Origin of the sequence: Mycobacterium sp. VKM Ac-1816D (genome assembly GCF_000416385.1) — a bacterium.
Taxonomy (GTDB): Bacteria; Actinomycetota; Actinomycetes; order Mycobacteriales; family Mycobacteriaceae; genus Mycobacterium; species Mycobacterium neoaurum_A.
The window spans coordinates 39,171-62,433 of sequence record NZ_AOHQ01000131.1 but is presented as its reverse complement, the minus strand read 5'-3'; the positions used below and the strand labels follow the sequence as shown (position 1 = coordinate 62,433).

24 protein-coding genes are annotated in these 23,263 nt (G+C 68.2%); 10 read left to right on the top strand and 14 right to left on the bottom strand.

Going from position 1 to position 23,263, the window contains the following annotated elements:
* Nucleotides 1-30 precede the first annotated feature (30 nt).
* From menD to G154_RS10120, 4 genes are read right to left on the bottom strand one after another with little or no spacing between them, the layout of a single operon-like run.
* On the bottom strand, nt 31-1,689 hold the full coding sequence (menD, locus tag G154_RS10135; protein ID WP_019513895.1) for a 2-succinyl-5-enolpyruvyl-6-hydroxy-3-cyclohexene-1-carboxylic-acid synthase: 1,659 nt from the start codon (nt 1,687-1,689) through the stop codon (nt 31-33).
* A gap of 9 nt (nt 1,690-1,698) precedes the next feature.
* Nucleotides 1,699-2,487: an alpha/beta fold hydrolase gene (locus G154_RS10130; protein ID WP_019513894.1), complete on the bottom strand. Its 789-nt coding sequence runs from the start codon at nt 2,485-2,487 to the stop codon at nt 1,699-1,701.
* 10 nt (nt 2,488-2,497) lie between these two features.
* Nucleotides 2,498-3,211, bottom strand: a complete 714-nt coding sequence (locus G154_RS10125) for a DJ-1/PfpI family protein (protein ID WP_019513893.1) — start codon at nt 3,209-3,211, stop codon at nt 2,498-2,500.
* Nucleotides 3,212-3,220: 9 nt separating this feature from the next.
* A complete protein-coding gene (locus G154_RS10120; protein ID WP_019513892.1) occupies nt 3,221-4,183 on the bottom strand; it encodes a GlxA family transcriptional regulator in 963 nt (320 codons plus the stop codon).
* A 90-nt stretch (nt 4,184-4,273) separates the two neighbouring features.
* Between G154_RS10120 and G154_RS10115 the strand changes: the two genes are divergently transcribed.
* Nucleotides 4,274-4,612 (top strand): type II toxin-antitoxin system HicB family antitoxin, encoded by a 339-nt coding sequence (locus tag G154_RS10115; protein WP_019513891.1) that lies wholly within the window; start codon nt 4,274-4,276, stop codon nt 4,610-4,612.
* 43 nt (nt 4,613-4,655) lie between these two features.
* Here G154_RS10115 and G154_RS10110 read toward each other — a convergent pair whose 3' ends face one another.
* The 3 genes from G154_RS10110 to G154_RS10100 form a co-directional block, all read right to left on the bottom strand.
* The gene (locus G154_RS10110; protein ID WP_045546370.1) at nt 4,656-5,651 is read right to left on the bottom strand and encodes an o-succinylbenzoate synthase; all 996 of its coding nucleotides are present in this window, start codon (nt 5,649-5,651) and stop codon (nt 4,656-4,658) included.
* A 36-nt stretch (nt 5,652-5,687) separates the two neighbouring features.
* Nucleotides 5,688-7,310: an amidohydrolase gene (locus tag G154_RS10105; protein ID WP_019513889.1), complete on the bottom strand. Its 1,623-nt coding sequence runs from the start codon at nt 7,308-7,310 to the stop codon at nt 5,688-5,690.
* A gap of 63 nt (nt 7,311-7,373) precedes the next feature.
* Nucleotides 7,374-7,625 (bottom strand): DUF3253 domain-containing protein, encoded by a 252-nt coding sequence (locus G154_RS10100; RefSeq protein WP_019513888.1) that lies wholly within the window; start codon nt 7,623-7,625, stop codon nt 7,374-7,376.
* Nucleotides 7,626-7,683: 58 nt separating this feature from the next.
* Between G154_RS10100 and fadD8 the strand changes: the two genes are divergently transcribed.
* The 5 genes from fadD8 to G154_RS10075 all read left to right on the top strand — a co-directional run bounded on the left by fadD8 (nt 7,684) and on the right by G154_RS10075 (nt 12,275).
* Nucleotides 7,684-9,294, top strand: coding sequence for a fatty-acid--CoA ligase FadD8 (fadD8, locus tag G154_RS10095; protein ID WP_019513887.1), 1,611 nt, complete (start codon nt 7,684-7,686; stop codon nt 9,292-9,294).
* A gap of 84 nt (nt 9,295-9,378) precedes the next feature.
* Nucleotides 9,379-9,606 (top strand): hypothetical protein, encoded by a 228-nt coding sequence (locus G154_RS10090; protein ID WP_019513886.1) that lies wholly within the window; start codon nt 9,379-9,381, stop codon nt 9,604-9,606.
* A gap of 64 nt (nt 9,607-9,670) precedes the next feature.
* Nucleotides 9,671-10,285 (top strand): heme-binding protein, encoded by a 615-nt coding sequence (locus G154_RS10085; protein WP_023985291.1) that lies wholly within the window; start codon nt 9,671-9,673, stop codon nt 10,283-10,285.
* 62 nt (nt 10,286-10,347) lie between these two features.
* Nucleotides 10,348-11,586, top strand: coding sequence for a GNAT family N-acetyltransferase (locus tag G154_RS10080; protein WP_019513884.1), 1,239 nt, complete (start codon nt 10,348-10,350; stop codon nt 11,584-11,586).
* 14 nt (nt 11,587-11,600) lie between these two features.
* Nucleotides 11,601-12,275 (top strand): HAD family hydrolase, encoded by a 675-nt coding sequence (locus G154_RS10075; protein WP_019513883.1) that lies wholly within the window; start codon nt 11,601-11,603, stop codon nt 12,273-12,275.
* A 6-nt stretch (nt 12,276-12,281) separates the two neighbouring features.
* Here the strand turns inward: G154_RS10075 and G154_RS10070 are convergent, their stop codons facing one another.
* Together G154_RS10070 and G154_RS10065 are read right to left on the bottom strand one after the other, a co-directional pair.
* On the bottom strand, nt 12,282-13,145 hold the full coding sequence (locus tag G154_RS10070) for a DUF4436 family protein (RefSeq protein WP_019513882.1): 864 nt from the start codon (nt 13,143-13,145) through the stop codon (nt 12,282-12,284).
* 119 nt (nt 13,146-13,264) lie between these two features.
* A complete protein-coding gene (locus tag G154_RS10065; RefSeq protein WP_023985289.1) occupies nt 13,265-13,540 on the bottom strand; it encodes a hypothetical protein in 276 nt (91 codons plus the stop codon).
* Nucleotides 13,541-13,643: 103 nt separating this feature from the next.
* Here G154_RS10065 and G154_RS10060 point away from each other — a divergent pair, with 103 nt between their 5' ends.
* From G154_RS10060 to G154_RS10045, 4 genes are all read left to right on the top strand, one after another.
* Nucleotides 13,644-14,546 carry a 1,4-dihydroxy-2-naphthoyl-CoA synthase gene (locus G154_RS10060; protein WP_019513880.1) on the top strand — a complete coding sequence of 301 codons (903 nt, stop codon included), beginning with the start codon at nt 13,644-13,646 and terminating at the stop codon, nt 14,544-14,546.
* Between the two features lie 94 nt (nt 14,547-14,640).
* Nucleotides 14,641-15,501, top strand: a complete 861-nt coding sequence (locus G154_RS10055) for a DUF559 domain-containing protein (RefSeq protein ID WP_019513879.1) — start codon at nt 14,641-14,643, stop codon at nt 15,499-15,501.
* 45 nt (nt 15,502-15,546) lie between these two features.
* Nucleotides 15,547-16,416 (top strand): SDR family oxidoreductase, encoded by an 870-nt coding sequence (locus tag G154_RS10050; RefSeq protein WP_019513878.1) that lies wholly within the window; start codon nt 15,547-15,549, stop codon nt 16,414-16,416.
* Nucleotides 16,417-16,429: 13 nt separating this feature from the next.
* On the top strand, nt 16,430-18,517 hold the full coding sequence (locus tag G154_RS10045) for an FUSC family protein (RefSeq protein WP_019513877.1): 2,088 nt from the start codon (nt 16,430-16,432) through the stop codon (nt 18,515-18,517).
* A gap of 2 nt (nt 18,518-18,519) precedes the next feature.
* On the opposite strand, the gene G154_RS10040 is transcribed toward G154_RS10045, so the two are convergent.
* The 5 genes from G154_RS10040 to G154_RS10020 are packed head-to-tail and all read right to left on the bottom strand — an operon-like array spanning nt 18,520 to nt 23,259.
* Nucleotides 18,520-19,389 carry a polysaccharide deacetylase gene (locus G154_RS10040; RefSeq protein WP_019513876.1) on the bottom strand — a complete coding sequence of 290 codons (870 nt, stop codon included), beginning with the start codon at nt 19,387-19,389 and terminating at the stop codon, nt 18,520-18,522.
* Complete coding sequence (gene speB, locus G154_RS10035) at nt 19,382-20,374, bottom strand: agmatinase (RefSeq protein WP_023985287.1); 993 nt, start codon at nt 20,372-20,374, stop codon at nt 19,382-19,384. Before speB ends, G154_RS10040 begins: the two co-directional genes overlap by 8 nt.
* Entirely contained in the window at nt 20,371-21,120 is a 750-nt protein-coding gene (locus G154_RS10030; protein ID WP_019513874.1) for an SDR family NAD(P)-dependent oxidoreductase, read from the bottom strand. The genes speB and G154_RS10030 overlap by 4 nt, the downstream gene beginning before the upstream one ends.
* Nucleotides 21,117-21,818 carry an SDR family NAD(P)-dependent oxidoreductase gene (locus tag G154_RS10025; RefSeq protein ID WP_019513873.1) on the bottom strand — a complete coding sequence of 234 codons (702 nt, stop codon included), beginning with the start codon at nt 21,816-21,818 and terminating at the stop codon, nt 21,117-21,119. The genes G154_RS10030 and G154_RS10025 overlap by 4 nt, the downstream gene beginning before the upstream one ends.
* The gene (locus G154_RS10020; protein WP_019513872.1) at nt 21,811-23,259 is read right to left on the bottom strand and encodes an amino acid permease; all 1,449 of its coding nucleotides are present in this window, start codon (nt 23,257-23,259) and stop codon (nt 21,811-21,813) included. The genes G154_RS10025 and G154_RS10020 overlap by 8 nt, the downstream gene beginning before the upstream one ends.
* Between the last annotated feature and the right edge of the window lie 4 nt (nt 23,260-23,263).

Genomic DNA, 23,263 nt, shown 5'->3' with positions numbered 1-23,263 from the left:
GCCACAACTCGGCGAGCGCCGCGCGGAACGTCACTGCAGGGCCGCCCGGATGGAGGCATGCAGCGCGCGCAGCGAGGTGCGGTCCGCCTTGACCTCCAACACCCGCATGCCTTCGATCGGTTCGGCCAGCGCCTCGGTCAGCGAATCGACGTCGACCTGCCGGTTGGGCACGTGATAGGCCTGGCACAGCGCCGCGATGTCGACATCGTGCGGGGTCCCGAACACGCGGGAGGAGACATCGGAGAACCGCGGATCGCCCTGCTCGAGCAGTTCGAAGATGCCGCCGCCGTTGTCGTTGGAGACCACGATGGTCAGGTTGCGCGGGACCGGTTCGGTCGGGCCGATCAGCAGCCCCGAGCTGTCGTGGACGAAAGTCAGGTCGCCCATCAGCGCCACGGTCTTCAACGGGGTGGTTCCGCTACCGCTGCGCTCGTGCGCCAGCGCCGCGCCGATGGCCGTGGAAATGGTGCCGTCGATCCCGGCGACACCCCGGTTGGAGCGCACCTTGACCCCGGGCTGGTTGAACCCGGCGAGCGCGATGTCGCGGACCGGATTGGAGGCGCCGAGCACCAGTTGGTCACCGTCGCGCAAGCCTGCGGTAACCGCCGCCGCGACATGCAGCCCGGTGGTGTGCGGATGCTGTGCCAGTTGGGCACGCACCGCTTCCAGTGTGCGGCGGTGCAGGTCGCCGGCGCGCTGCAACCACTGCGGGTCCGGTGTGCCGGTGGTGACCGCGCGGGTACCGGTGGCCTGTGAATTACCCGACACATCGGGCCAGCGCGGGCCGGTGGTGAGCGCGAACACCGGCACCGCCGGATCGGCCAACAGCGCCGACACGGTGCGGTGCAGGGTGGGCCTGCCCAGCATGATGACCTGGGCGGGCCGCAGCAGGGGCAGCGCCAACGGGTGCAGCGGGTTGGCCGCCGCGGGTGCCGTCGGTTCGGCGACGGTGGGCAGCCCCGCCAGGTTCGGGTGCACCCCGGCGCCGTGCCCGGCGATCACCACGGTGTCCGCACTCAGATCGATGTCCAGCGGCTGGTCGAAGGTGACCGGCGGGGTGTGGGTCCAGGAGCGGCGGTCGGGCCGGCCCTCGGGTGTCGGCGTGGCATCGTCGAGGTCGGGCACCAGCGGTTCACGCAGCGGAATGTCGAAGTGCACCGGTCCGGCGTTGGCGCTGCGAGAACCCTTGGCCGCCACCAGTACTCGGCAGGTCGCCGAGCGCCACTGGGCGTTCAGCGCGGCCATGTCGCCGGAATCTCCGCCCGGTCCCTCGGCGAGCCCGAGGCTGATGCTGGACCGTACCTGGGACCCGAAGTAACCGAGTTGCTCCATCGTCTGGTTGGCACCGGTCCCGAGCAGTTCATAGGGCCGGTTGGCGCTCAGCACGATCAGCGGCACGCGGGCATAGTTGGCCTCGACCACCGCCGGACCGAGATTGGCCACCGCGGTGCCCGAGGTCATCGCGATGGGCACGGGTGCCTGTCCCGAGATCGCCAGCCCGATCGCCAGGAAGCCCGCGGTGCGTTCGTCGATGCGCACATGCAGCCGGATCCGGCCCGCCCGGTCGGCATCGTGCAGCGCGAACGCCAGTGGAGCATTGCGTGATCCGGGGCACAGCACCACATCGCGGACACCGCCGCGGATCAATTCGTCGACGACGATGCGGGCCTGGATCGTCGAGGCGTTCACTCGAACAGCCTAAGTCTTGGCTTCGGCGAAGAATTCAAGGATCGCCTCGTTGACGGTCTCCGGATGCTCGATGAACCCGAGATGCCCGGCATCCGGGATCTCCAGGTACCGCCCGCCGGGAATGGCGTCGGCGACCTCGCGGCTCAGGTGGGGGGCCATCAGCACGTCATCGCCGAAACCGATCACCAGCACCGGCACCTTGATGTGCTGGTAGGCAGGCAGCCGGTTGACCTCGGGCGCGATGGCCAGCTGACTCTTCAGCCCCGGGGTGTACTTGGTGGGCCACATGGTGAACATCTCGGCCCAGTCCAGCACCGCCCGGTCGTCGTTGAGGGTCTTGGGCGAGAAGTTCTCCATCAGCCGGATCTTCGCGTCGTAGCTGGGCGGCAGGGTGATCCCGGCTCCGTGGAAGTCGCGCTCGGCCTTGTTGAAGAATTCGCGCGCCTTGTCGTGGCGGCCGCGGGTGGCCATCAGCACCGCCTGGCTGACCAGCTCGGGGCGCGAGACCATCAGCTCCTGGGCGATGAACGAACCCATCGAGACACCGACGACCCGCACGGGGCCGCCGACGACCTTGGTGATGAGGTTGGCGGTGTCGGCGACCACCTGTTCGGTGGTGAATCCGCTGGCGTTCTCGGTGGCGCCGACGCCGCGATTGTCGAAGGTGATGACGCGATAGCCGGCCCGTTGGAACGCCGGGACCTGATGTAGGTGCCAGGTGCGTCCGGCCCCGCCCCGGCCGGCGATGAAGAGCACCGGTTCGCCGGTGCCGCCCTTGTCGACATATGCCAGATTCATTTGCTCGAGCCTACTTGCGGCTGCGAGCTCTCCTGATTGCGTGATCCCAGAGCAGGCCCACGGTCGCCTTCAGCGCAGGTGGGCTGGCCAGTTCGCGAGCCATCAGCGCGGTGGCCGCGGCCTTGGTGGCAGTCGAGGCCTTGGACATGTGCCCGGAGTCGAACGGCGGCTGCGGGTCGTACTCCATGGACAGCTGGATGGCCCTGGCCTTGGCTTCTCCGCCGATCTCACCGGCCAGCCACAGTCCGAGGTCGATACCGGCCGACACTCCGGCACACGTCACGATGCGCTCATCGGACCGGACGATGCGCTCATCGCCCACCGGCGTCACGCCGAATGCGCGCAACGACTGCACGGCGGCCCAGTGCGAGGTGGCCCGTTTGCCGTCCAGCAGGCCGGCGGCGGCCAGCAGCACCGAGCCCGAGCACACCGAGGAGGTCCAGGTGGTGCTCTGGTGGGTGCGGCGCAGCCAGTCCAGGACCCGCTCGTCGCGGGCGTGCTCCATCGTGGTGAATCCGCCGGGGACGAGCACGATGTCCGGGCCGGGCGTCTCGTCGAACGAATGGGTGGCACCGATGACGAGGACGCCGGAATCGGCGACGACGGGTCCCGGTTCATGCCAGACGAAGCGCACCTCGGCGTCGGGCAGCCAGCGCAGCACCTCGTACGGACCGATGAAGTCCAGGGCGGTGAATCCGGGGTAGAGCACGATGGCGATCTGCATGTTTGCCTCCTAGGCGAATGACTTGCGGTACTGGTCGGGTGAAATGCCAAGGCGTCGAACGAAATTGCGGCGCAGGGTTTCGGCGCTGCCGAAGCCGCACCGGTCGGCGATGACCGTGACGGTGTCATCGGTTTCCTCGAGTTGGCGGCGGGCGGCCTCGGTGCGGATGCGTTCGACATAGCTGCCCGGCGCCTCCCCCACCTCCTCGGTGAACACCCTGGTGAAGTGTCGCGGGCTCATCGCCGCGCGCCGCGCGAGTTCGCCGATGCTGAGCACGGCGCCGGGTTCGGCCTCGATGAACTCCTGCACCTCGCGGATCGGTTGGCGTTTGGCCCGCGGCGCCCACACCGGTGCCGCGAACTGGGTCTGCCCGCCGGGGCGACGCAGGTAGAGCACCAGCCAGCGGGCCACCGTCTGCGCGACATCGGTGCCGAGATCGTCCTCGACAAGATGCAGGGCCAGGTCGATGCCCGCGGTGACACCGGCGGCGGTCCACACCTGCTCCGAGCTCCTGACGAAGATGGGTTCGGGGTCGACGGTCACGCCGGGGTACTGGTCGGCCAGGTGGCCGGCGGCAGCCCAGTGGGTGGTGGCCCGGCATCCGTCGAGCAGGCCCGCCTCGGCCGCGAGGAAGGCCCCCGAGCACACCGTGACGACCCGGCGTGCGGTCTCGGCCACGGCGCGGATCCACTGCACCGTCGCGGCGTCCTTGCGCACCGTCTCGGTGCCGAACCCTCCCGGCACGATCAACGTGTCGATGGCGGCGGTCTCGGGCAGCGCCGCCGCGCCGAATTCCAAGCCCGTCATGGTGCGGACCGGCGATCCGTCCAGCGACACCAACCGCACGTCGTAGCGGTCCGGGCGACCCATCGAGACCAACTGCAGGTTGGCGCCGGTGAACACGTCGAACGGGCCGGCGATGTCCAATGCCTGCACACCGTCGAACCCGAGGATCACCACCGATCGCGTCACGCCCTCATCGTCACCGGCCCGACCCCGCGTCGTCTACGCCACGCATCCCACAGATCAGGACATGTCGGATGCCGGGACCATGCTGCCGGCATGACCGAATACACGTACCGGGCGATGTGGTCGCCCGCCACGGGGTCCTGTGTCGGGACCTGTCTGGAGTCCCCGGGACTGCGGCAACACGGGGAGACGGCGGGCGAAGCCATCGCGGCGATCGAGAAGATCGTCAGAGAGGACGTCGCGGCCGCAACGGCCGACGGCTGGATCGCACCGGAGTCGCTCACCGACCGCGAATACAGCGGGCGGTTCGTGCTGCGCATCTCGCCGGAACTGCACGCCCTGCTCGCCGTCGAGGCGACCGAACAAAGGGTGTCGCTGAATCAGTGGGTGGTACAGAAGCTGTTCGGCCGCAACGATTCCCGAGGGTTCTGACCCGATGATGGGTCTGCAGACGGTCGGTCACAGCGTCGGCCGGTCACAGCAGCGCGTGACAGCGCCGCACCCGCTCGATCCACCACTGCCGTCGCTCCGGCGGTGCCGCCAGGGCGGTCAGCCGCGCGCGGTCCGGGACCACGGGACCGACCGGAAGACGGCCGTCGACCGGTGCCACCGGATCCACGATGTCCTCGACGAACAATCCCCCGGTTCCCAGCCCGCACGCATACGGCAGCTCCGGAAGGCACCCGGCGGCCAGCAGCCCGCGGGACATGCCCACCGCGCTGTCCAGTGCACTGGACACCACCACCGGGATGCCGATGCGCGCGGCGATCACCAGCAGCCGCTGCACACCACCCAGCGGCGCCACCTTGACCACTGCGATATCGGCGGCGCCGAGCGCCACGACCCGGAACGGGTCGACGACCTTACGGATCGACTCATCGGCCGCGACCGGGGTGTCGATCTGGCGGCGCACCTCGGCCAGCTCCTCGACCGTGGCGCACGGTTGCTCGAGGTACTCGAGCTCGCCGAGGGCGGCTGCCGCGGCCACCGCCTCGGCGACACTCCATCCGCCGTTGGCGTCGACGCGCACGGTGGGCACCAGTGCCCGCACCGCCTCGACCCTGGCGACATCATCGGCCAGGCACTGTCCGGGTTCGGCGACCTTCACCTTGGCCGTCCGGGCACCGGGGAATCGCGCCAGCACCTCGGGCACCTGTTCCGGGGGCACTGCAGGCACGGTGGCATTGACGGGAATGCGGTCACGATGCGGGACGGGTGCGGGTCGGTAGGCGGCCTCGACGGCCGAGGACAGCCAGTGCGCGGCCTCGGTCGGCTCGTACTCGGTGAAGGCGCCGAACTCGCCCCAGCCGGCCGGCCCTTCGATCAGTGCGACCTCGCGGACGGTGATGCCGCGAAACCGGACCCGCATCGGTAGCGAGACGACGTGCAGGCGCTCCAGCAGGTCATCCAGCGGCGGGCACTCAAACGATGACGCGATCGCGTTCCTCCCAGGTGAAAGCAGGGCACTCATGCTAGCGGCGGACTCTCGGACCGGGCACGTGCGGGCTCACGCGGGCTTCGGGTGAACCTGCCTACCCGCCAGATAGGTGGCCCTGACCTCCAGATCGGCCACCGCCTCCGGGTCGACCGTTCGTGGATCTGCCGACAGCACAACGAGATCGGCGTACTTGCCGACCTCGATGGAGCCGATCCGCTCATCGTCGAACAGCTGATAAGCGGCATCGAGGGTCTGGGCGCGGATGGCCTGTTCGACGGTCAGGCACTCCTGCGGGCCGAGCACCCGTCCGCTCGGGGCCGTGCGTGTCACGGCAACGCTGATATTGCGCAGCGGCTCCTCGGGGGTGACGGGCGGGTCGTTGTGCAGGGAGATGCGCATACCGGTGGCCACCGCCGAACCGCATGGCATCCACCGCTCGCCGTGCTCGGGACCGAAGAGCCCGTCGACGATGACATCGCCCCAGTAGTGCAGCTGGTCGACGAACAGGCTGCAGGTCACCCCCAGGGCATGTGCGCGCGTCAGTTGCGCGTCGGTGATGGCCCCGACATGTTCCAGGCGCAGGCGGTGATCATCGCGCGGATGGGCGCGCAGGGCCTCCTCATAGACATCCAGGATGGTGTCGACCCCGTGGTCACCCTGCACATGACAGGCCATCTGCCAGCCCTGCGGGTAGAACGTCCCGACGATCTCGGCCAGCTGCTCGCGGGTGTAGTTCGCATGCCCGCACGAGCCCGGGACGACACCGATGGTGCGGGTGGCCTCGGTGTCCAGGTACGGAAAGCTCAGATCGATGTTGCCGATCCACGGTGACCCGTCCACCCAGATCTTGATACCGACCTGACGCACCAGATCGTCACCGTCGAACGGCTGGGCATCGGTGTGCAGATCGGCCGTCGACATCTCATAGGTCCGCAGCCGGACCGTCAGCTGGTCGTGCATTGCCGCCAGCACGGGCCGGAACATCGGGTCGAAGGCCATCTCCGAACAGGTCGTCAGGCCCGCCCGGTTCAGCCGATCGCACTCGGCCAGCAGCATCGCCGGGTAGTCGGCCGCCGCGATGGCCCCGCCGATCAGCGGGAACACCGCGGCGGATTCCTCGGCCGTGCCGTCGAGCTCGCCGTCGGCGTCGCGGCCGTAACGGGCCCCCTTGGGATCGGGTGTGTCCCTGGTGATCCCGACCATGCGGGCCGCCGCGCTGTTGAAGAACGCCTTGTGGCCCGAGTTGTGCATGATCACCAGCGGGGTACGGGCAACACTGTCCAGCCACTGCAGCGTCGGATCGGGTAAACCCTTCTGCAACAAAGCATCCCAGCCGTTCAGGTATGCGCCATCGGCACCGCGGCGGGCGACCTCGGCATGTACGGCGGCCACCACCTCCTCGGCGGTGGGCAGCGTCACCGGCCGGATGTCGACCATCCGCTCGGACAACGCCACCGCCTCCATCAACGGATGGCCGTGCGCCTCGATGAAACCGGGTAACACGCACCCGTCGCCGACCGACAGCACGGTGGTATCGGGCCCGATCCAGGTCTGCAATTCGTCCTCGGCGAGGTCGACGGCGGCGATCCGACCCCCGACGACGGCCAGGTTGCGCGCCTGCGGGCGGGCATCGTCGACGGTGAGGATGGTGCCGGTGATGACCAGATCGGCCGGCGTATCGAGGCCTGACATGGGCCAAGGTTAGAGCCCGACCGGGCCGTCTCCGGGTGAAACGAACGACTCGGCCGCCGCGGGTCAGCCGATGGCCCTGATCCGGATCGGTCCGCGCCAGCCGGCGTCCGGGTCGAGGACCGTGCCGCGCTGGCTGATCTCGACCACACCGTCGCGCGCCAGGTCGCGGGCGATATCCCTGGCCGGCTCCATCAGGTCGCGCCACCGCTCACCGCCGACGGCACGCGCGGCATCCGACGGGCAGATGGTCTTGTCCGGCCCCCGCTCCCGGGCCAGCGACAGGATCGCGCGTCGCAGCTCGAGGTTCTGGCTCACCCCTCCAGTGAACACCGGACCTTGAAACTAAATCTGTAACACGTTCTAATCTGATGTCATGAGCGACTCCCAGCTGCGCCATTTCCTGCACTCCGGCCACCTCACCGTGGGCGCGCTGAAGCGCCACAAGGACCGGCCGGTGCTGTTCCTCGGTGACACGACGCTGACCGGCGGCGAGCTCGCCGACCGCATCAGCCAGTACATTCAGGCCTTCGAGGCCCTCGGGGCCGGGACAGGGGCGGCGGTCGGCCTGCTCTCCCTGAATCGTCCCGAGGTGCTGATGATCATCGGTGCGGGCCAGACCCAGGGCTACCGCCGCACGGCACTACACCCTCTCGGTTCGCTGGACGACCACGCCTACGTGCTCTCCGACGCCGAGGTCACCTCGCTGATCATCGACCCGCAGCCGATGTTCGTCGAACGAGCGATCGGACTGATGCAGAAGGTCCCGTCGCTGCAGCAGGTCCTGACCATCGGGCCCGTCCCCGCCGAGCTGACCGAAGCCGGCGTGCAGGCCGTCGACCTGAGCGCCGAGGCTGCCAAGTACGACCCCACGCCGCTGGTCGCCGCCGACCTGCCTGCCGATCACATCGGCGGTCTCACCTACACCGGCGGCACCACCGGCAAGCCCAAGGGCGTGATGGGTACGACGCAGTCGATCACGACCATGACCACCGTGCAGCTGGCCGAATGGGAGTGGCCGGAGAATCCGCGGTTCCTGATGTGCACGCCGCTCTCGCATGCCGGCGCCGCGTTCTTCACCCCCGTGATCGTCAAGGGCGGCGAGCTGATCGTGCTGACCAAGTTCGATCCGGCCGAGGTACTCCGGGTGATCGAGGAACAGAAGATCACCGCGACGATGCTGGTGCCGTCGATGATCTACGCCCTGATGGACCACCCCGACAGCCACACCCGCGACCTGTCGTCGCTGGAGACCGTCTACTACGGCGCCTCGGCTATGAACCCGGTGCGCCTGGCCGAGGCGATCCGGCGGTTCGGACCGATCTTCGCCCAGTACTACGGCCAGTCCGAGGCGCCGATGGTGATCACCTACCTGGCCAAGAAGGATCACGACGAGAAGCGCCTGACCTCGTGCGGGCGGCCCACCCTGTTCGCCAAGGTGGCCTTGCTCGGCGAGGACGGCACCCCGGTGCCCCAGGGTGAGGTCGGCGAGATCTGCGTGGCGGGCCCGCTGCTGTCGGGTGGCTACTGGAATCTGCCGGAGGCCACCGCCGATACGTTCAAGAACGGCTGGATGCACACCGGCGACCTGGCCCGTGAGGACGAAGACGGTTTCTACTTCATCGTCGACCGCACCAAGGACATGATCGTCACCGGCGGCTTCAACGTGTTCCCGCGTGAGGTCGAAGACGTTGTGGCCGAACATCCTTCGGTGGCCCAGGTGTGCGTGATCGGCACGCCGGACGAGAAGTGGGGCGAGGCGGTGACCGCGGTGGTGGTGCTGCGTCCCGATGCCGCGTCCGACGAGTCCGCGGTGGACGTCATGATCGCCGAGATCCAGGCGTCGGTGAAGGAGCGCAAGGGTTCGGTGCATGTGCCCAAGCAGGTGGTCGTGGTGGATTCGGTGCCGGTGACCGCGCTGGGCAAGCCGGACAAGAAGGCGGTGCGTGCGCAGTTCTGGGAGGGTGCGGGCCGCTCGGTCGGCTGAGTTCTCCCGTCGAGGATTGGGGCGGGGCGCTCCGGGGTACAGATGCGCTGACAACGTAGGCATCCCGAGATAGGAACCCCGACGATGGACGACCGCGTCGCAGTCGCCTCCCGCCCCGCCTCCTCCGAGGCATTGAGCACCGGGGCGCTGTTCCTGTCGATGATCGGGATCATCGGGTTCGCCCTGACCATCGGAGCCTTCGGCCTGGAACGCATCGGTCTGACCTTCGGAGTCGGCCTGCTGTCGCTGACCAGCTTCGTGGTGAGCATGTTCTTCTTCCGGGCCGAGGCCGACGAGTTCGGTGAAAGCTGATCGGCGGTCGACCCATCCGTCACCCGATCTGCCGCGAATACCTTCATCAGGAAGGAGCGTGGCCGTGAATCTCGTCAAACTGGCAGGTCAGATCGTCGAATCGGTGCCGTCGTTGGTGGGCGTTCGAACCGTGGAGGAACCGCGCTACATCAGCCGCCCGCTCACCGGCAACGTCGAGATCAGGCGGTACGGCCGCCGCATCGCGGCGCAGACCACCGTCACCGGCGACCGCGAACGGGCCCTGAACGCCGGATTCCGCAAGCTGGCGTCCTACATCTTCGGCGGCAACCAACGCAGTACCGAGATCGCCATGACCGCCCCGGTGAGCCAGCAGGGCGGTTCACAGGAGATCGCCATGACCGCGCCGGTGAGCCAGCAGGGCAGCGCGAAAGAGGGCTGGACCATCCGGTTCTTCATGCCGTCGGAGTGGACGCTGGAAACCCTGCCCGAGCCCGACGACCCGGACGTCGACCTGGTGTCCGTGCCGCCCGAAACCGTCGCGGTCATCCGCTTCACCGGGGACCGCAGCCCGGCCGCCGTCGCCCAACAGGCCGCCGATCTCGTCGACACACTCGGCGCGAACGGCATCGAACCGGCGGGCGAGCCGATCGCCTGGTTCTACGATCCGCCCTGGACGCTGCCCTTCCGGCGCCGCAACGAGGTGGTCGTGCCGATCTAGGCAGATCGGCGGGCGAGAAAATGACGCGCGCCCGATCACCCCGTCACGGTAGACATGGGTATGTGCCCGAGCTGACCCTGCGCGCCCTGCGCGACGAGACCGACTACCAGGACTTCAACACCGCGATGGCCTGGGCCTTCCTGGAGGACCCCCAGCCCGACGACATCAGACTCGCACGTGCCTTCACCGATCTGGATCGGATGTTCGGGTTTCACGACGGAACCCGATGGGTGTCCACCGCCGGGGACTACCGCAAGAACGTGGTGCTGCCCGGCGGTGAACGCACCGATGTGGCCGCGGTGACCGGTGTCAGCGTCGCCTCCGACCATCGCCGCCGCGGGCTGCTGACCCGGATGATGCGTCACCAACTGAACACCATCCGTGACCGCGGCACCGAGGCGGTGGCGATGCTGTTCGCCTCCGAGACGACGATCTATGGCCGTTTCGGGTACGGGTTGGCGAGCCAGAACGCCACGCTGTCCGGCCCGGTGCGTGATCTCGGTTTCCGCCCCGACGTCGATCTCGGGGCAGGCACCGTGTCGCAGATCGACGTCGACACACTGCTGGACGTCGGACCCGCGATCTATGACCGGGCGGTGGCCGCTTTGCCTGGCCGGATGGATCGGCCGCGTCCGTGGTGGGACTACCAGGTCTTCGACAATGACGAGCGCCGCAAGGACAGCGGTAGCATCAGATTCGCCCTGCACCGTGAATCTGACGGTACGCCAAGCGGATTCGCTCTGTACCGGACGAAGTCGTCGTGGGATGCCACCGGCCCCACCGGAGAGGTGCACGTCGAGGAGGTCCGCGCCACCAATCCGCGTGCCTATGCCAGGGTCTGGCGATTCCTGTTGGAGATCGACCTGGTTCGACGCGTCATCGTCAAGGACGCCGCGGTCGACGAACCGCTGCGCGCGCTGGTGGCCGACAGCCGAGCGCTGCGCTGCGAGATCGCCGACGGCATCTTCGTCCGGCTCGTCGACGTCGAGCGGGCACTCGCGCTGCGCCGGTACGCCGCACCGGTGGATACAGTTCTGGACGTGCGCGACGAGTTCTGCCCGTGGAACAGCGGTCGGTACCGACTTCGCGGCGACGCCGACGACGCACACTGCGAAAAGACCGATGCGCCTGCCGATATCGCTCTCAGCGTGCGTGACCTCGGCGCGGTGTACCTCGGTGGGATCAGCCTCGCCCGACTCGCCGCAGCGGGTCTGGTCGAGGAACTGACCGCCGGGGCGGTGCACCGCGCGGCCGTCGGCTTCGGCTGGCCGGTGGCCCCCGCCATCCCCGACCACTTCTGAGAAAAGGACGGCCCATGATCCGCGCGGTACTCTTCGATTTCTCCGGCACCCTGTTCCGCCTCGAGGAACAGGACGACTGGTTCGACGGCATCACCGTCGACGAACAGGCGGTGCAGGGTCACGTGCAGGCCGAGTTGATGCGTCGCGTGACCGCACCGACCGGAAGCACGGTGCCCATGAACACTCAGCAGCAACACAATTGGGCCAACCGGGACTTGGAACCGCATCTGCACCGCGAGGCGTATCTGCACGTGCTGCGCGAGTCCGGTCTCACCGGCGAGGATGCGGCGGCCCTGTACCCGAAGCTCGTCGACCCGGCCTCCTGGACGCCGTACCCCGACACCACGGCGGTGCTGAACGGTCTGCGCGGCAACGGGATCAAGACGGCCGTCGTGTCGAACATCGCCTTCGACCTGCGACCTGCGCTGGCCGCCGCAGGCACCGGGGCCGACGAATATGTGCTGTCATTCGAGGTCGGTGTCGTCAAACCCGATCCGGCGATCTTTTCGACCGCGCTGCAGCGGCTCGGCGTGGACGCCGAAGAGACCCTGATGGTCGGCGACAGTGAGGAAGCCGACGGCGGCGCACGCGAGGTGGGTTGCGCCTTCGCCCTGGTGGACCCGCTTCCCACCGCTGCGCGTCCCGACGGGTTGCGCACCGCGCTGCGCTCACACGGCATCACGCTGTAGGGGCGGCTACCGCGAGTCGACGGACAACTGGTTGCGGTACCCGACGACGACGCTGGTGATGAGCGAGACCGCGATCACCGCCTCGGCGATGAAGAACGCGGAGAAGTCGATCAACGACCCGATCGGCGGATCGCCGGGTATGGCGTTGCGCAGCGGGACCATCGCGAACAGCAACGCGGCCATCACCGAGTACGCGCCGTACTCGACACCCCTGCGGGTGCGCACCACGTAGGAGGCCAGCACCGCGGCAGAGGCCGCCAGGCCCAGCATCAGCACCATGATGAACACGCCGAAAACCATGGTGGGCACGCTGCGTTCGGCCTTCAGGGTCAGTGACAGCCAGCCCTGGTCGGGTGACAGGGTCGGTGTCACCGCGAAGAACGCGTCACCGTTGGACACCGTCACCTCAAGCGGCAGCGGTGCGCCGTCGGCACCCAGGACCTGGATGGCCGGGAAGGATTGGTAGGTGTCGAACGGGAAGTCGGTGCTGCTGCCACCGATGGCGAACTCCTGGATCACGGTGTGGAACCGGTCGCCCTCGCTGAACTTCACGACGCTGGAGCGGCGCGAGTTGGTCTCGACGGTGATGTACTCGGTGAGCCCGTCGCTGACGCCGCCGACGGGATCGTCGCTGACATCGAGTTCCACCGTCATCGACTGGTCATGAACGTCGACCCGGGTGATGTACATCGACATCAGCACGACGTCGGGGCTGTCGGCGTCCTCGGTGCCGAAGGGAACCGAGGCCTGCTCGGTGTAGGAGCGGCTGGCCAGGAATCCACCGACGCTGCACACCATCACGATCGCGATGACGGCCAGGACCACCAGAATGCGGGCGCCACGACCCAGGCGGCCACCGGTCGACTTCATGGTCGGCACGCTACCGCCGGCGTGGCGTTCCCGTGCCTTGAGGCGTCGAACAGCAGAACGGCGGCCCTGCGAACAGGGCCGCCGTTTCCGACTGAGGGGTGATCAGCCACCCGGCTCCGCTACAGGTGCGGAGCCTCCTTGATCTTGGAATCCGGGGTGCCCAACGTCTGGCACCAGGTCTGAACGGCCAGCCGGGTGCCGCTGATCTCGACCTGCTGCGGGTCGGATCCCTTCTCGTCCTTGAGCATCTTGGTGACGGCCTCGTTCTGGGTCTTCTCATCGGCACCGGTGAAGTCCTTGCACGCGGTGTCACCACCGGTGACCGACGGTGAACAGCCGACCAACATCGCGGTCGCCGCACCAGCCGCCATCAATGCCGCCGCTGTACGCCTCATCGTGTCCTCCTTGTCATGGCGCCGAATCACGCCCCAAACACTTCGTCGCCGCGCTTTGTACCCCGCACTGTCTTCGGCGAAACACCGTGAATACAGTCGGGGAATGACTTTCGACCCTGCGCTGTGGCAGCCGGTCGCCGGCTTCGAGCTGACCGATATCACCTATCACCGGCACGTTGTCGACGGAAAGCCGCAACCGACGGTGCGGGTGGCCTTCGACCGCCCGGAGGTGCGAAACGCGTTCCGTCCGCACACCGTCGACGAGCTCTACCGCGTGCTCGACCACGCCCGGATGTCTCCCGATGTCGGGGTGATCCTGCTGACCGGCAACGGCCCGTCACCCAAGGACGGCGGCTGGGCGTTCTGCTCCGGCGGTGACCAGCGCATCCGCGGCCGCAGCGGGTACCAGTACGCCGACGGCGAGACTGCCGAGACGGTCGATCCGGCGCGGGCAGGCCGGTTGCACATCCTGGAGGTGCAGCGCCTGATCCGGTTCATGCCCAAGGTCGTCATCTGCCTGGTCAACGGCTGGGCCGCCGGCGGCGGGCACAGCCTGCACGTCACCTGCGATCTGACGCTGGCCAGCCGCCAGCATGCCCGCTTCAAGCAGACCGACGCCGACGTGGGCAGCTTCGACGGCGGGTTCGGCAGCGCCTACCTGGCGCGCCAGACCGGGCAGAAGTTCGCCCGCGAGATTTTCTTCCTCGGCCGCGCCTACGACGCCGAAACGATGTATCAGATGGGTGCGGTGAACGAGGTCGTCGACCACGATGAGTTGGAGAGCACCGGCCTGCAGTGGGCTGCCGAGATCAACGGCAAGTCCCCGCAGGCGATCCGGATGCTGAAGTTCGGTTTCAACCTCATCGACGACGGGCTGGTCGGCCAGCAGGTGTTCGCCGGTGAGGCAACACGGTTGGCCTATATGACCGACGAGGCCGTGGAGGGCCGGGATGCGTTCCTGGAAAAGCGCGATCCCGACTGGAGCGGCTTCCCCCGCTACTTCTGACGATTTCGGCGCGCTGACGCTCGGTGAGCGAGCGTTTGCGCGCCGAAATCGTCGGGGATGGAACCGGACGCAGCGCGCCTGCGTCCAAAGTCCTGTGCTCGAGGACTATCTGCGCGACCACGACGGTGTCATCACCCTCGCCCAAGCCGGCCGGTGCGGGCTCAGCCCGCAGGCCGTGCGCAGGCGCATCGATTCCGGTATCTGGCGGCGGTGTTCACAGGGGGTGTACTTCGTCGACGACCGCCCGTTCACCGATGCTGCCCGCATTCGTGCCGCGGTCTGGGGTTATGGCGATGGCGCGGTCGCCAGTGGCTTGGCCGCCGCATGGTGGTACGGATTCACCCAGTACCCGCCGGCGGTCGCCGAGGTCACCGTGCCCCGTAACAGCCATGGGCGCACCCACCCCGGCAGCCGCGTTCGTCGCCGTGACCTCGACCCGGCCGATGTCGCCGTGCACCGTGGCCTTCCCCTGACGGCGCGCCCGCTCACGATCGTGGAGGCGGCGGTGCGTCGGGGCGGTGGCGCCCGCATCATGGACCGTGCCCTGCAGGGCGACGCCGAGCTGCGTGATCTGTGGCGTGCGCAGTCGCGCAACAAGGGTCGCTACGGTGCACCGGCAGCGCGGCGCTTGCTCCTGGCCGCGGCGGACGGTTCTCGATCCGCCGCGGAACGATTGCTGATCAAGCTGCTGCGGCAGGCGGACATCACCGGCTGGCGGGCCAACTTTCCGGCGGGGCCGTACTTCGTCGATGTCGCCTTTGCCGAACGGATGATCGCGATCGAGGTCGACGGCTGGGCCTTTCACAGTGACCCGGACGCGTTCACCAACGACCGGCGTCGGCAGAACTACCTGATCGTGCACGGCTGGCAGGTGCTGCGCTTCACCTGGCTGGACCTCTCGGAGTACCCCGACCGTGTCATCGCGACCATTCTCTCTGCGATTTCGGCGCGCTGACGCTCGGTGAGCGAGCGTCAGCGCGCCGAAATCTAGACTGTCGCGGTGAGCAAGAACCCCCTGCGCCGGATCTCGGACGCGGTGCTGTTGACCAGCATGCGGCCCCCACTGACCGAGTACCTGGGCCGCGGCCCCGAGGTCGAACTGCGCGGCAAGCGCATCCTGATCACCGGAGCGTCGTCGGGGATCGGCGAGGCGTCGGCGCTCAAGCTGGCCAAGCTGGGTGCCAGCGTCATCGTGGTGGCCCGCCGTGCCGAACTGCTCGAGACCGTCACCGCGAAGATCCGTGACAACGGTGGTATCGCCGAGGCGGTCACCGCCGACCTGTCCGATCTGGACGCCGTCGACGCGCTCGCCGCCAAAGCCCTCGAAAGCCACGGCGGCATCGACATCCTGATCAACAACGCCGGCCGGTCCATCCGCCGCCCGCTGATCGAGTCGCTGGACCGCTGGCACGATCTCGAGCGCACCATGACGCTCAACTACTACGCCCCGCTGCGGCTGATGCGTGCCCTGGTGCCCGGCATGATCGCCCGCGGCGACGGCCACGTCATCAACGTCTCGACATGGGGTGTGATGAACGAATCCTCCCCGCTGTTCGGGGCGTACCAGGCCTCCAAGGCCGCGCTGACCGCGATCAGCCGGGTGGCCGAGACCGAATGGTCGGGAAAGGGCGTGCACTCGACGACGCTGTACTACCCGCTGGTGAAGACGCCGATGATCGAGCCGACCAAGGAGTTCGTTGCCATGCCCGGACTGTCTGCCGAGGAGGCCGCCGATTGGATGGTCACCGCGGCGAAGACCCGGCCGGTGCGTATCGCCCCGCGCATGGCGGTGACCGCCAAGGCGATCGACAGCGTGGCGCCGGGTCTGCTCGGCGTCTTCATGAAGCGCGGCGTCACCGATTCGTCGTAGACACTCGTCACCGATGCGGATCCTGGACTGGCTACAGCAGCGCGACCCCGAGTACGACGCGCTGCGCCGAGCCGCCAGGGCCGCGATCGTCGTGCCCCTCGCCGCGGCCGCCAGTTTCCTGGTCGCCGGCGACAGCCAGGCCCCGATGTTCGCCATCTTCGGTTCCGTCGCGCTGCTGATCATCACCGACTTCCCGGGGAACCGGGAGGCCCGCGCGCTGGCCTACGCGGGCCTCGGATTCAACGGTGCGGTGCTGATCACCGCGGGCACGCTGGTCGCGCCGTACCCGTGGCTCAGCGTCGGGCTGATGTTCGTGCTCGGTATGACTGTGATGTTCAGCGGGGTGCTCAGCGAAACCATCGCCGCCGGGCAGCGTGCCACCCTGCTGACCTTCGTGCTTCCCGCCTGCACCCCGCCGGGGCCCATCGATGAACGCTTGACCGGCTGGCTGGTCGCGCTGGCCGTGTGTGTGCCCGCGGCGTTGTTCCTGTTCCCGCCGCGGCATCACGACGACCTGCGCCGGCACGCGGCGGGAGTGTGCCGCGCACTCGCCGACTGTCTGGAGGGGGCGGGGTCGACCAGGGATGTCACCCGCGCGATGAACGCCCTATGGGCCAACTTCGTCAACGCCGACTTCCGGCCGGTCGCCCTCACGGCGGGCAGCCGGGCGCTGGTCCGCGTCGTCGACGACCTCGGGTGGCTGGCCGATCAGATCACCGACCACACCGGCGCGGCACTCGGCGATATGCGGCCGGCCATCGTCGCGGTGCTCCGCGACTGCGCGGCGGTCCTACAGATCTCCGATCCTCGGCTGCGCGCCACCCGGGGTGCCGAACTCAGCACCGCCCTCGACGAACTGCGCAAGGTCGCGCAGGGCCGCTACCGCGAGGACATCGAGCAGATTCTGGCGATACCCGATGACGAGACCGCCGTCGAGGTCGGGCGCAGCCTGTTGGGCCGCCGAACGTTCTCGGCGACGGTCGGGGTCACCGGGCGCATCATCCGCAACGCCGCGCTGGCCGATGCCCGGCCGGTCTGGGCGCGTGTGCTGGGCCGGGGCCTGCCCCGCACCGGCGCGGCGGACTGGGTGATGCCCGAGACCACCGCCGTCGCGCAGATCACCAAGGGATTCCTGGCCGGGCGCGCACTCGTGGTGCGCAACAGCGTGCGCACCGGCCTGGGTCTGGCCTTGGCCGTCGCGGTCACCCACGTGTTCCCGGTCGAGCACGGGTTCTGGGTGGTGCTCGGCGCGTTGTCAGTGCTGCGCAGCAGCGCATTGACCACAGGTACCCGGGTGCTGCGCGCCGTGGCGGGGACGGCACTGGGTTTCGCCATCGGGGTGGCGGTCATCGAACTGGTGGGCGTCGATCCCGTCGTCATGTGGATGTTGTTGCCGGTGGTGGCCTTCGGTTCGGCCTTCGTACCCGAGGTCGCCTCGTTCGTCGCCGGCCAGGCCGCGTTCACGATGATGGTGCTGATCATCTTCAACCTGATCCAGCCGTCGGGGTGGGCCGTCGGATTGATCCGGGTCGAGGATGTCGTGGTCGGGGCGCTCGTGGGTGTCGCCGTATCGGTGCTGCTGTGGCCCCGCGGCGCGTCCACCCAGGTCAGCAAGGCTGTCGGCCGGGCCCACGCCGCCGGTGCCGAGTTGCTCAAAGCCGGTGTGCTGCGGGTCATCCGGGGTGCTTCCGAAACGGCCGACAACCGTGTCTTCACGCTCAGCCGCCGCGCCCTTGAGGCCAGTCGGATACTCGATGACACGCTGCGACAGTATCTTTCGGAGAACGGCGGGCATGCCGACCGGCGTGCCCCCACGGTGCGTGCGGCCAATCGGGTGGTCCGGCTGCGTGCGGCCGCCGAGTTGATCGCCGATGTCATGCCACCGCCGCTCGGGGTGTACCCACGAGCGCGGGAACTGCTCGAAGAGCACGCCGCTGCAGTATGCGAGCAGGGTCTGTCGGGGCCGCCGATCAGCGATGATTTCGTATTGGCGCTGCGCGCCGAGAACACCCGCGACGAACTCGCCGTATCGGCGGCGCTGCCACTGCTGACCGTCGCGGCCCATCTAGGCGAGCTGGAGCTGCTGTATCCGCGTGGCTGATGTCAGGGGCGGGTGATGGTGCGCGGCGTCAACCCGAGCGTGCGCACGTGCTCGGCGATCTCACCCAGACTCGCCGTCCACACGTCGGTGTGCGCCACGACGTAGCGCATCAGGTCACCGAGTTCGGCTGCGCGCGAAGCCCTCCCGCTCAGGAACGGGTGATTGGTCAACACCCAGCACGCGCCGGCGCTCCGCAGCGCATCGAACTCCAGCTGCCACAGTTCGCGGGCCTTGCGCGGGCTCTCGATGGTTCCGCTATAGATGTCCGGCAGGTAGCAGTACTGCTCCCAATCGTCGAGTGCCCACTGGATCGGGATCTCGACCAGCGACCGCTCCCCCACCGCCAGCTCGTAAGGATGGTCGGAATCCATCAGCGACGAGTCGTACAGGAATCCGCGCTCGGCGAGCAGTTCCGGTGTCCGCCAGGACAGATCCCACATCGGCGCGCGGTAGCCACTCGGGCGCACCCCGGCAACCTCGGCCAGCGCCTCCAGTCCGCGGTCGAGCGCCTCGATCTCCTCCTCCAACGTCAGCGCCGTCGGCTGCTCGTGCAGATACCCGTGGTGGGCGATCTCGTGCCCCGCCGCCACGATCGACCGCACCGCCTCGGGATAGCGATGCGCGGTATGCCCCGGCACGAAGAACGTCGACCGGATCTGATGCCGGTCCAACAGATCGAGAATCCGCGGCATACCCACCAGCGGGCCGTAGGCCTGATGGCTCATCACACTCATCCTGGCGGCAACCGTTTCGTCGCCCCACAGCACCGCAGATTCGGCGTCCACGTCGAAGGTGAAGGCCGCAGCCGCCACTTTCCCGACAGGCCAGGGCATTTTCCCGTCGCTGCGCTCGCCCGGACCGAACTCAGACATCTTCGGCCATCAGGGTGATCAGCTCATACCCGATATTGGCCGCGGCCACCGCCGTCACATCGGCGCTGTCATAGGCCGGTGCCACCTCGACGATATCGGCGCCCACGATCTGCAGACCGCGCATCGCCCGCAGGATGGCCACCAGTTCCCGGCTGGTCATCCCGCCGATCTCCGGGGTACCGGTCCCCGGCGCGAACGCCGGGTCGAGAACATCGATATCGATCGAGACGTAGACCGGATGCTCACCTACCCGTTCTCGGATCCGTTCGATGACACCGTCGATACCGATCCGATCGATATCGCGGCAATGCACGATGGTGAATCCCAACGACTCGTCGTCGAGCAGATCGGCTCGATCATAGAGCGATCCGCGGATCCCGACGTGCGCGGAATGTCCCTTGACCAAGAGACCCTGCTCGGCAGCCCGGCGAAAAGGCGTGCCATGCGTACACGGCGCGCCGAAGTAGGTGTCCCAGGTGTCCAAGTGGGCGTCGAAGTGCACCAGGGCAACCGGACCGTGCACCCGATTGACGGCCTGCAGCGCGGGCAGTGCGATGGTGTGATCACCACCGAAGGTCAGTACCCGTTGTTGCGGGGTGGTCAGCAGGGCAGCGATACCCTCGCGCACCTCGTCGACCGCGGCATCGATATCGAACGGGTTGGCCGCGATATCCCCGGCATCGACAACCTGCGCCTGCGCGAACGGGCTGATATCCAGTGCGGGGTTGTAGGGCTTGAGCAACCTTGACGCCTCGCGGATGGCGGCGGGACCGAACCGAGCCCCGGGCCGGTAGGTCACCCCACTGTCGAACGGCACCCCGACGACGGCGATGTCGTACCGCGACACCTCATGGCGCTGCGGCAGGCGGGCGTAGGTCGCCAGCCCGGCGTAGCGCGGGACCTGCTGTGCGTTCACCTGCCCGACATGGCCCGACGCCGACCGCACGTATCTGTCCTGGCCGTCCACCGGCTGCCTTTCCGTCATGCTCTGCTCCTGGTCGATCCGCCGTTGCAGGAGATGATCTGCCCGACGACGGCCGCCAGCTCGAAGTCGGCGAGCAGTTCCACCGCGGCCGAGATCTCATCGGGTCGACCGATGCGGCCCAACGGAATTCCCTCCGCATACCGGGCGTGCATGTCCGCCAGGTCGATTCCCGCGGCATCGGCGTCGACCTGAAGTTGCGGGGTATCGGTGACCCCCGGCGCGACGGCGTTGACGATGATCCCCTCCGGCGCCAGTTCACGGCCGAGTCCCTTGACCAACGCGATCAACCCGGATTTGGCGGCCGCATACGCGGTGGCCATCGGCCATCCGGTGACACCCCATTCGCTGGCGATCACCACGATGCGCCCCTCGGCCCTGGCCCGCATGTGCGGCAGCACGGCCTGTATCAGGTGGTAGGTGCCACCGAGGTTGGTCTCGACGATGCGCCACCAGTCCTGCTCGTCGTGCTCTAGGAGCGGGGCCATCGTCATGTAGGCGTGGTTGGCCACCAACACATCGAGGCGGCCGGTGCGCTGCGCCACCGCGTCGGTGATGCGCAGACACTCCCCCGGATCGGAAACGTCACCGGGAACAGCGAATCCGCCGATACCCTCGGCCAGCGCGTCCAGCTCAACGCCGGGGCGAATATCGTTGATGGCGACCGTCATTCCCCGGCCGGCCAGCCGGCGCGCGTGCGCCGCGCCCATCCCCTGCGCCGCACCGGTGACCAGCGCGACCCTGCTCATATCACCGCTCCGGAGTTGACATTGACGACATCGCCGACGCTGAACGTCGCATCACAGACCAGGTATTCGACGCAGCGGGCCACCTCGGCGGGGGTGGCAAGCCGGCGCAGCGGCAGAGTGTCCAGATACTCCTGTGCCCGCCATGGGGAATCGGCATCCAGCAGCGGGGTGTCGGTAGGCCCTGGCGCGACGGCGTTGACCCGCACCCCGGATCCGGCGACCTCGGCGGCCAGGCTGCGGACCAGACCGATGATCGCCCCCTTGGCCGCGACGTAATGACTCTCCTGGTCACCACCGCCGACGGCGAGTTCACTGGCCACCGCGACCACCGCGCCCGATCCGGCCGCCAGCATGTCGGGCAGGCACGCGCGCGTCGCGTTGAACAACCCGCCGAGGTGCACCCGCAGCATGCGCCGCCAGGCCGCCGCATCGATCTGGTCGATCAACCCCGTCTCGTAGTAGCCGGCCGAGGTCACCAGCGCGGCCACCGGGCCCAGAGTCGAACGGATCTCGGCGACCGCATCGGCCACCGCGCCGTGATCGGAAACATCGACGGCCACAGCATGATCGGCGTCCGCACCGGCCGACAGGTCCAACGCACCGATCCGGTATCCGCGCCGGCGCAGCGCCCCGGCCGCGGCAGCGCCGATACCGCTGGCGGCGCCGGTGACGACGGCCACCGGGCTCGCGTCACTCATGGACGTCTGCCAATTCGTCACGGGATTCCACTTCGTCGATCACCGAGGCTTCGACGATACGCGAGCGCACTCCTGCCAGGATCGCGGTGCCGAGCACCAGCAGCACCGCGATACCGATCCACACCGACCAATCCAGGTAGCGCTGCTCGAAAGCCACTCGCGGCCAAGCGATGTTGACGAACTGGAGCACGGTCCACACGACGGCCACCACGGCGACGGGCAGGGTGGCCCGGCCCAGCGAGAAGTTGGCCGGCGTCCATGCCCGACGCACCAGCACGACCAGGAACCCGATGAGCGGGAACAGGAATGCCAGATAGAAGCCGCCGGCGGTGAAGTTGACCATCAGCGAGTAAATATCCCCGGCGACGATGCTGAGGCCGAACAGGGCGGCGCCGACCACCGTGGTGACCCCGATCGCCACCACCGGGATGCGGGCCGGACCGCGCAGCTGGGACAGCACGGCCGAGGCCGGCAACGCCCCGTCGCGCGCATAGGCCCAGATGACCCGCGACGCCGAGGTCTGCAGCGCCAGGAAGCTGGCCAGGAAGCCGATGACGAACATCACCTCGACCGGGCGCGCGATGCCGTGACCGAGTGCGACGGTGAGGGTTTCGTATACCGGGTCACCGACCGCACCCGCGGCGACGGCGTCGAGGTCGGGGATGGCCAGGATGATCGCGAGGCTGGAATACCCGACGACCAGCGCGATGAAGACCAGTGAGAACAGCACGGCCTTGGGCAGGTAACGGCGCGGTTCATGCACCTCCTCGGCGATCGACCCGGCACTCTCGAAACCGACGAACGACCACCCGATGAAGGCCACCGCCAGCAAGAACGGCCCACTGAGCCAGGTCCAGATGTCCACCTCGGGGCCACCACCGGTGAACAGCACCGACAGCGAGTTCTGCCGATGGAACAGCAGCAGCCAGGTGCCCAGCACCACCGAGCCGATGACCTCGGCGATGATGCTGCCGACCATGAAGATCTTCAGTGCCTGCCGACCGGCCAGGTTGACCGCGGTGCCGGCCAGCAGGATGGCCAGCGCGATGAGCGCCAGCGTCGTCCCCGAGGGCTCCTCGACACCGAAGATGTTGGCGGTGAAGCCGGCCGCGCCGAGGGCCACGGTAGCCATCGCGATGACCAGCGTCCACATGTAGGCCCAGCCCGCGAACCAGCCGTAGGTGGTGCCCAGCAGTCGGCGTGACCACTGGTAGATCGATCCCTCCAAAGGCCAGCGCGACACCAGCATCGCGAACACCAGCGCAACCAGGAACTGGCCCGCGAACACCAGCCCGAAGCCCCACCAGAAGCTCGGACCGGCCGCCGACAACGCCAACCCGAAGATCCCGTACAGCGCGACGATCGGCGAGATGAATGCGAAGGCGAACGCGAACGCCGACCAGAGGGAGAACTCGCGGCGCAAAACCTGTGGCTCGGTCATCAAC

Coding starts and splice junctions, on each gene's coding strand:
- G154_RS10040 (WP_019513876.1), bottom strand. CDS start 19,389: ATGTCTGAGTTCGGTCCGGGCGAGCGCAGCGACGGGAAAATGCCCTGG.
- G154_RS10065 (WP_023985289.1), bottom strand. CDS start 13,540: ATGAGGCGTACAGCGGCGGCATTGATGGCGGCTGGTGCGGCGACCGCG.
- G154_RS10075 (WP_019513883.1), top strand. CDS start 11,601: ATGATCCGCGCGGTACTCTTCGATTTCTCCGGCACCCTGTTCCGCCTC.
- G154_RS10030 (WP_019513874.1), bottom strand. CDS start 21,120: ATGAGCAGGGTCGCGCTGGTCACCGGTGCGGCGCAGGGGATGGGCGCG.
- G154_RS10115 (WP_019513891.1), top strand. CDS start 4,274: ATGACCGAATACACGTACCGGGCGATGTGGTCGCCCGCCACGGGGTCC.
- speB (WP_023985287.1), bottom strand. CDS start 20,374: ATGACGGAAAGGCAGCCGGTGGACGGCCAGGACAGATACGTGCGGTCG.
- G154_RS10105 (WP_019513889.1), bottom strand. CDS start 7,310: ATGTCAGGCCTCGATACGCCGGCCGATCTGGTCATCACCGGCACCATC.
- G154_RS10125 (WP_019513893.1), bottom strand. CDS start 3,211: ATGCAGATCGCCATCGTGCTCTACCCCGGATTCACCGCCCTGGACTTC.
- G154_RS10025 (WP_019513873.1), bottom strand. CDS start 21,818: ATGAGTGACGCGAGCCCGGTGGCCGTCGTCACCGGCGCCGCCAGCGGT.
- G154_RS10070 (WP_019513882.1), bottom strand. CDS start 13,145: ATGAAGTCGACCGGTGGCCGCCTGGGTCGTGGCGCCCGCATTCTGGTG.
- G154_RS10020 (WP_019513872.1), bottom strand. CDS start 23,259: ATGACCGAGCCACAGGTTTTGCGCCGCGAGTTCTCCCTCTGGTCGGCG.
- G154_RS10110 (WP_045546370.1), bottom strand. CDS start 5,651: ATGAGTGCCCTGCTTTCACCTGGGAGGAACGCGATCGCGTCATCGTTT.
- G154_RS10045 (WP_019513877.1), top strand. CDS start 16,430: ATGCGGATCCTGGACTGGCTACAGCAGCGCGACCCCGAGTACGACGCG.
- G154_RS10060 (WP_019513880.1), top strand. CDS start 13,644: ATGACTTTCGACCCTGCGCTGTGGCAGCCGGTCGCCGGCTTCGAGCTG.
- fadD8 (WP_019513887.1), top strand. CDS start 7,684: ATGAGCGACTCCCAGCTGCGCCATTTCCTGCACTCCGGCCACCTCACC.
- G154_RS10090 (WP_019513886.1), top strand. CDS start 9,379: ATGGACGACCGCGTCGCAGTCGCCTCCCGCCCCGCCTCCTCCGAGGCA.
- G154_RS10130 (WP_019513894.1), bottom strand. CDS start 2,487: ATGAATCTGGCATATGTCGACAAGGGCGGCACCGGCGAACCGGTGCTC.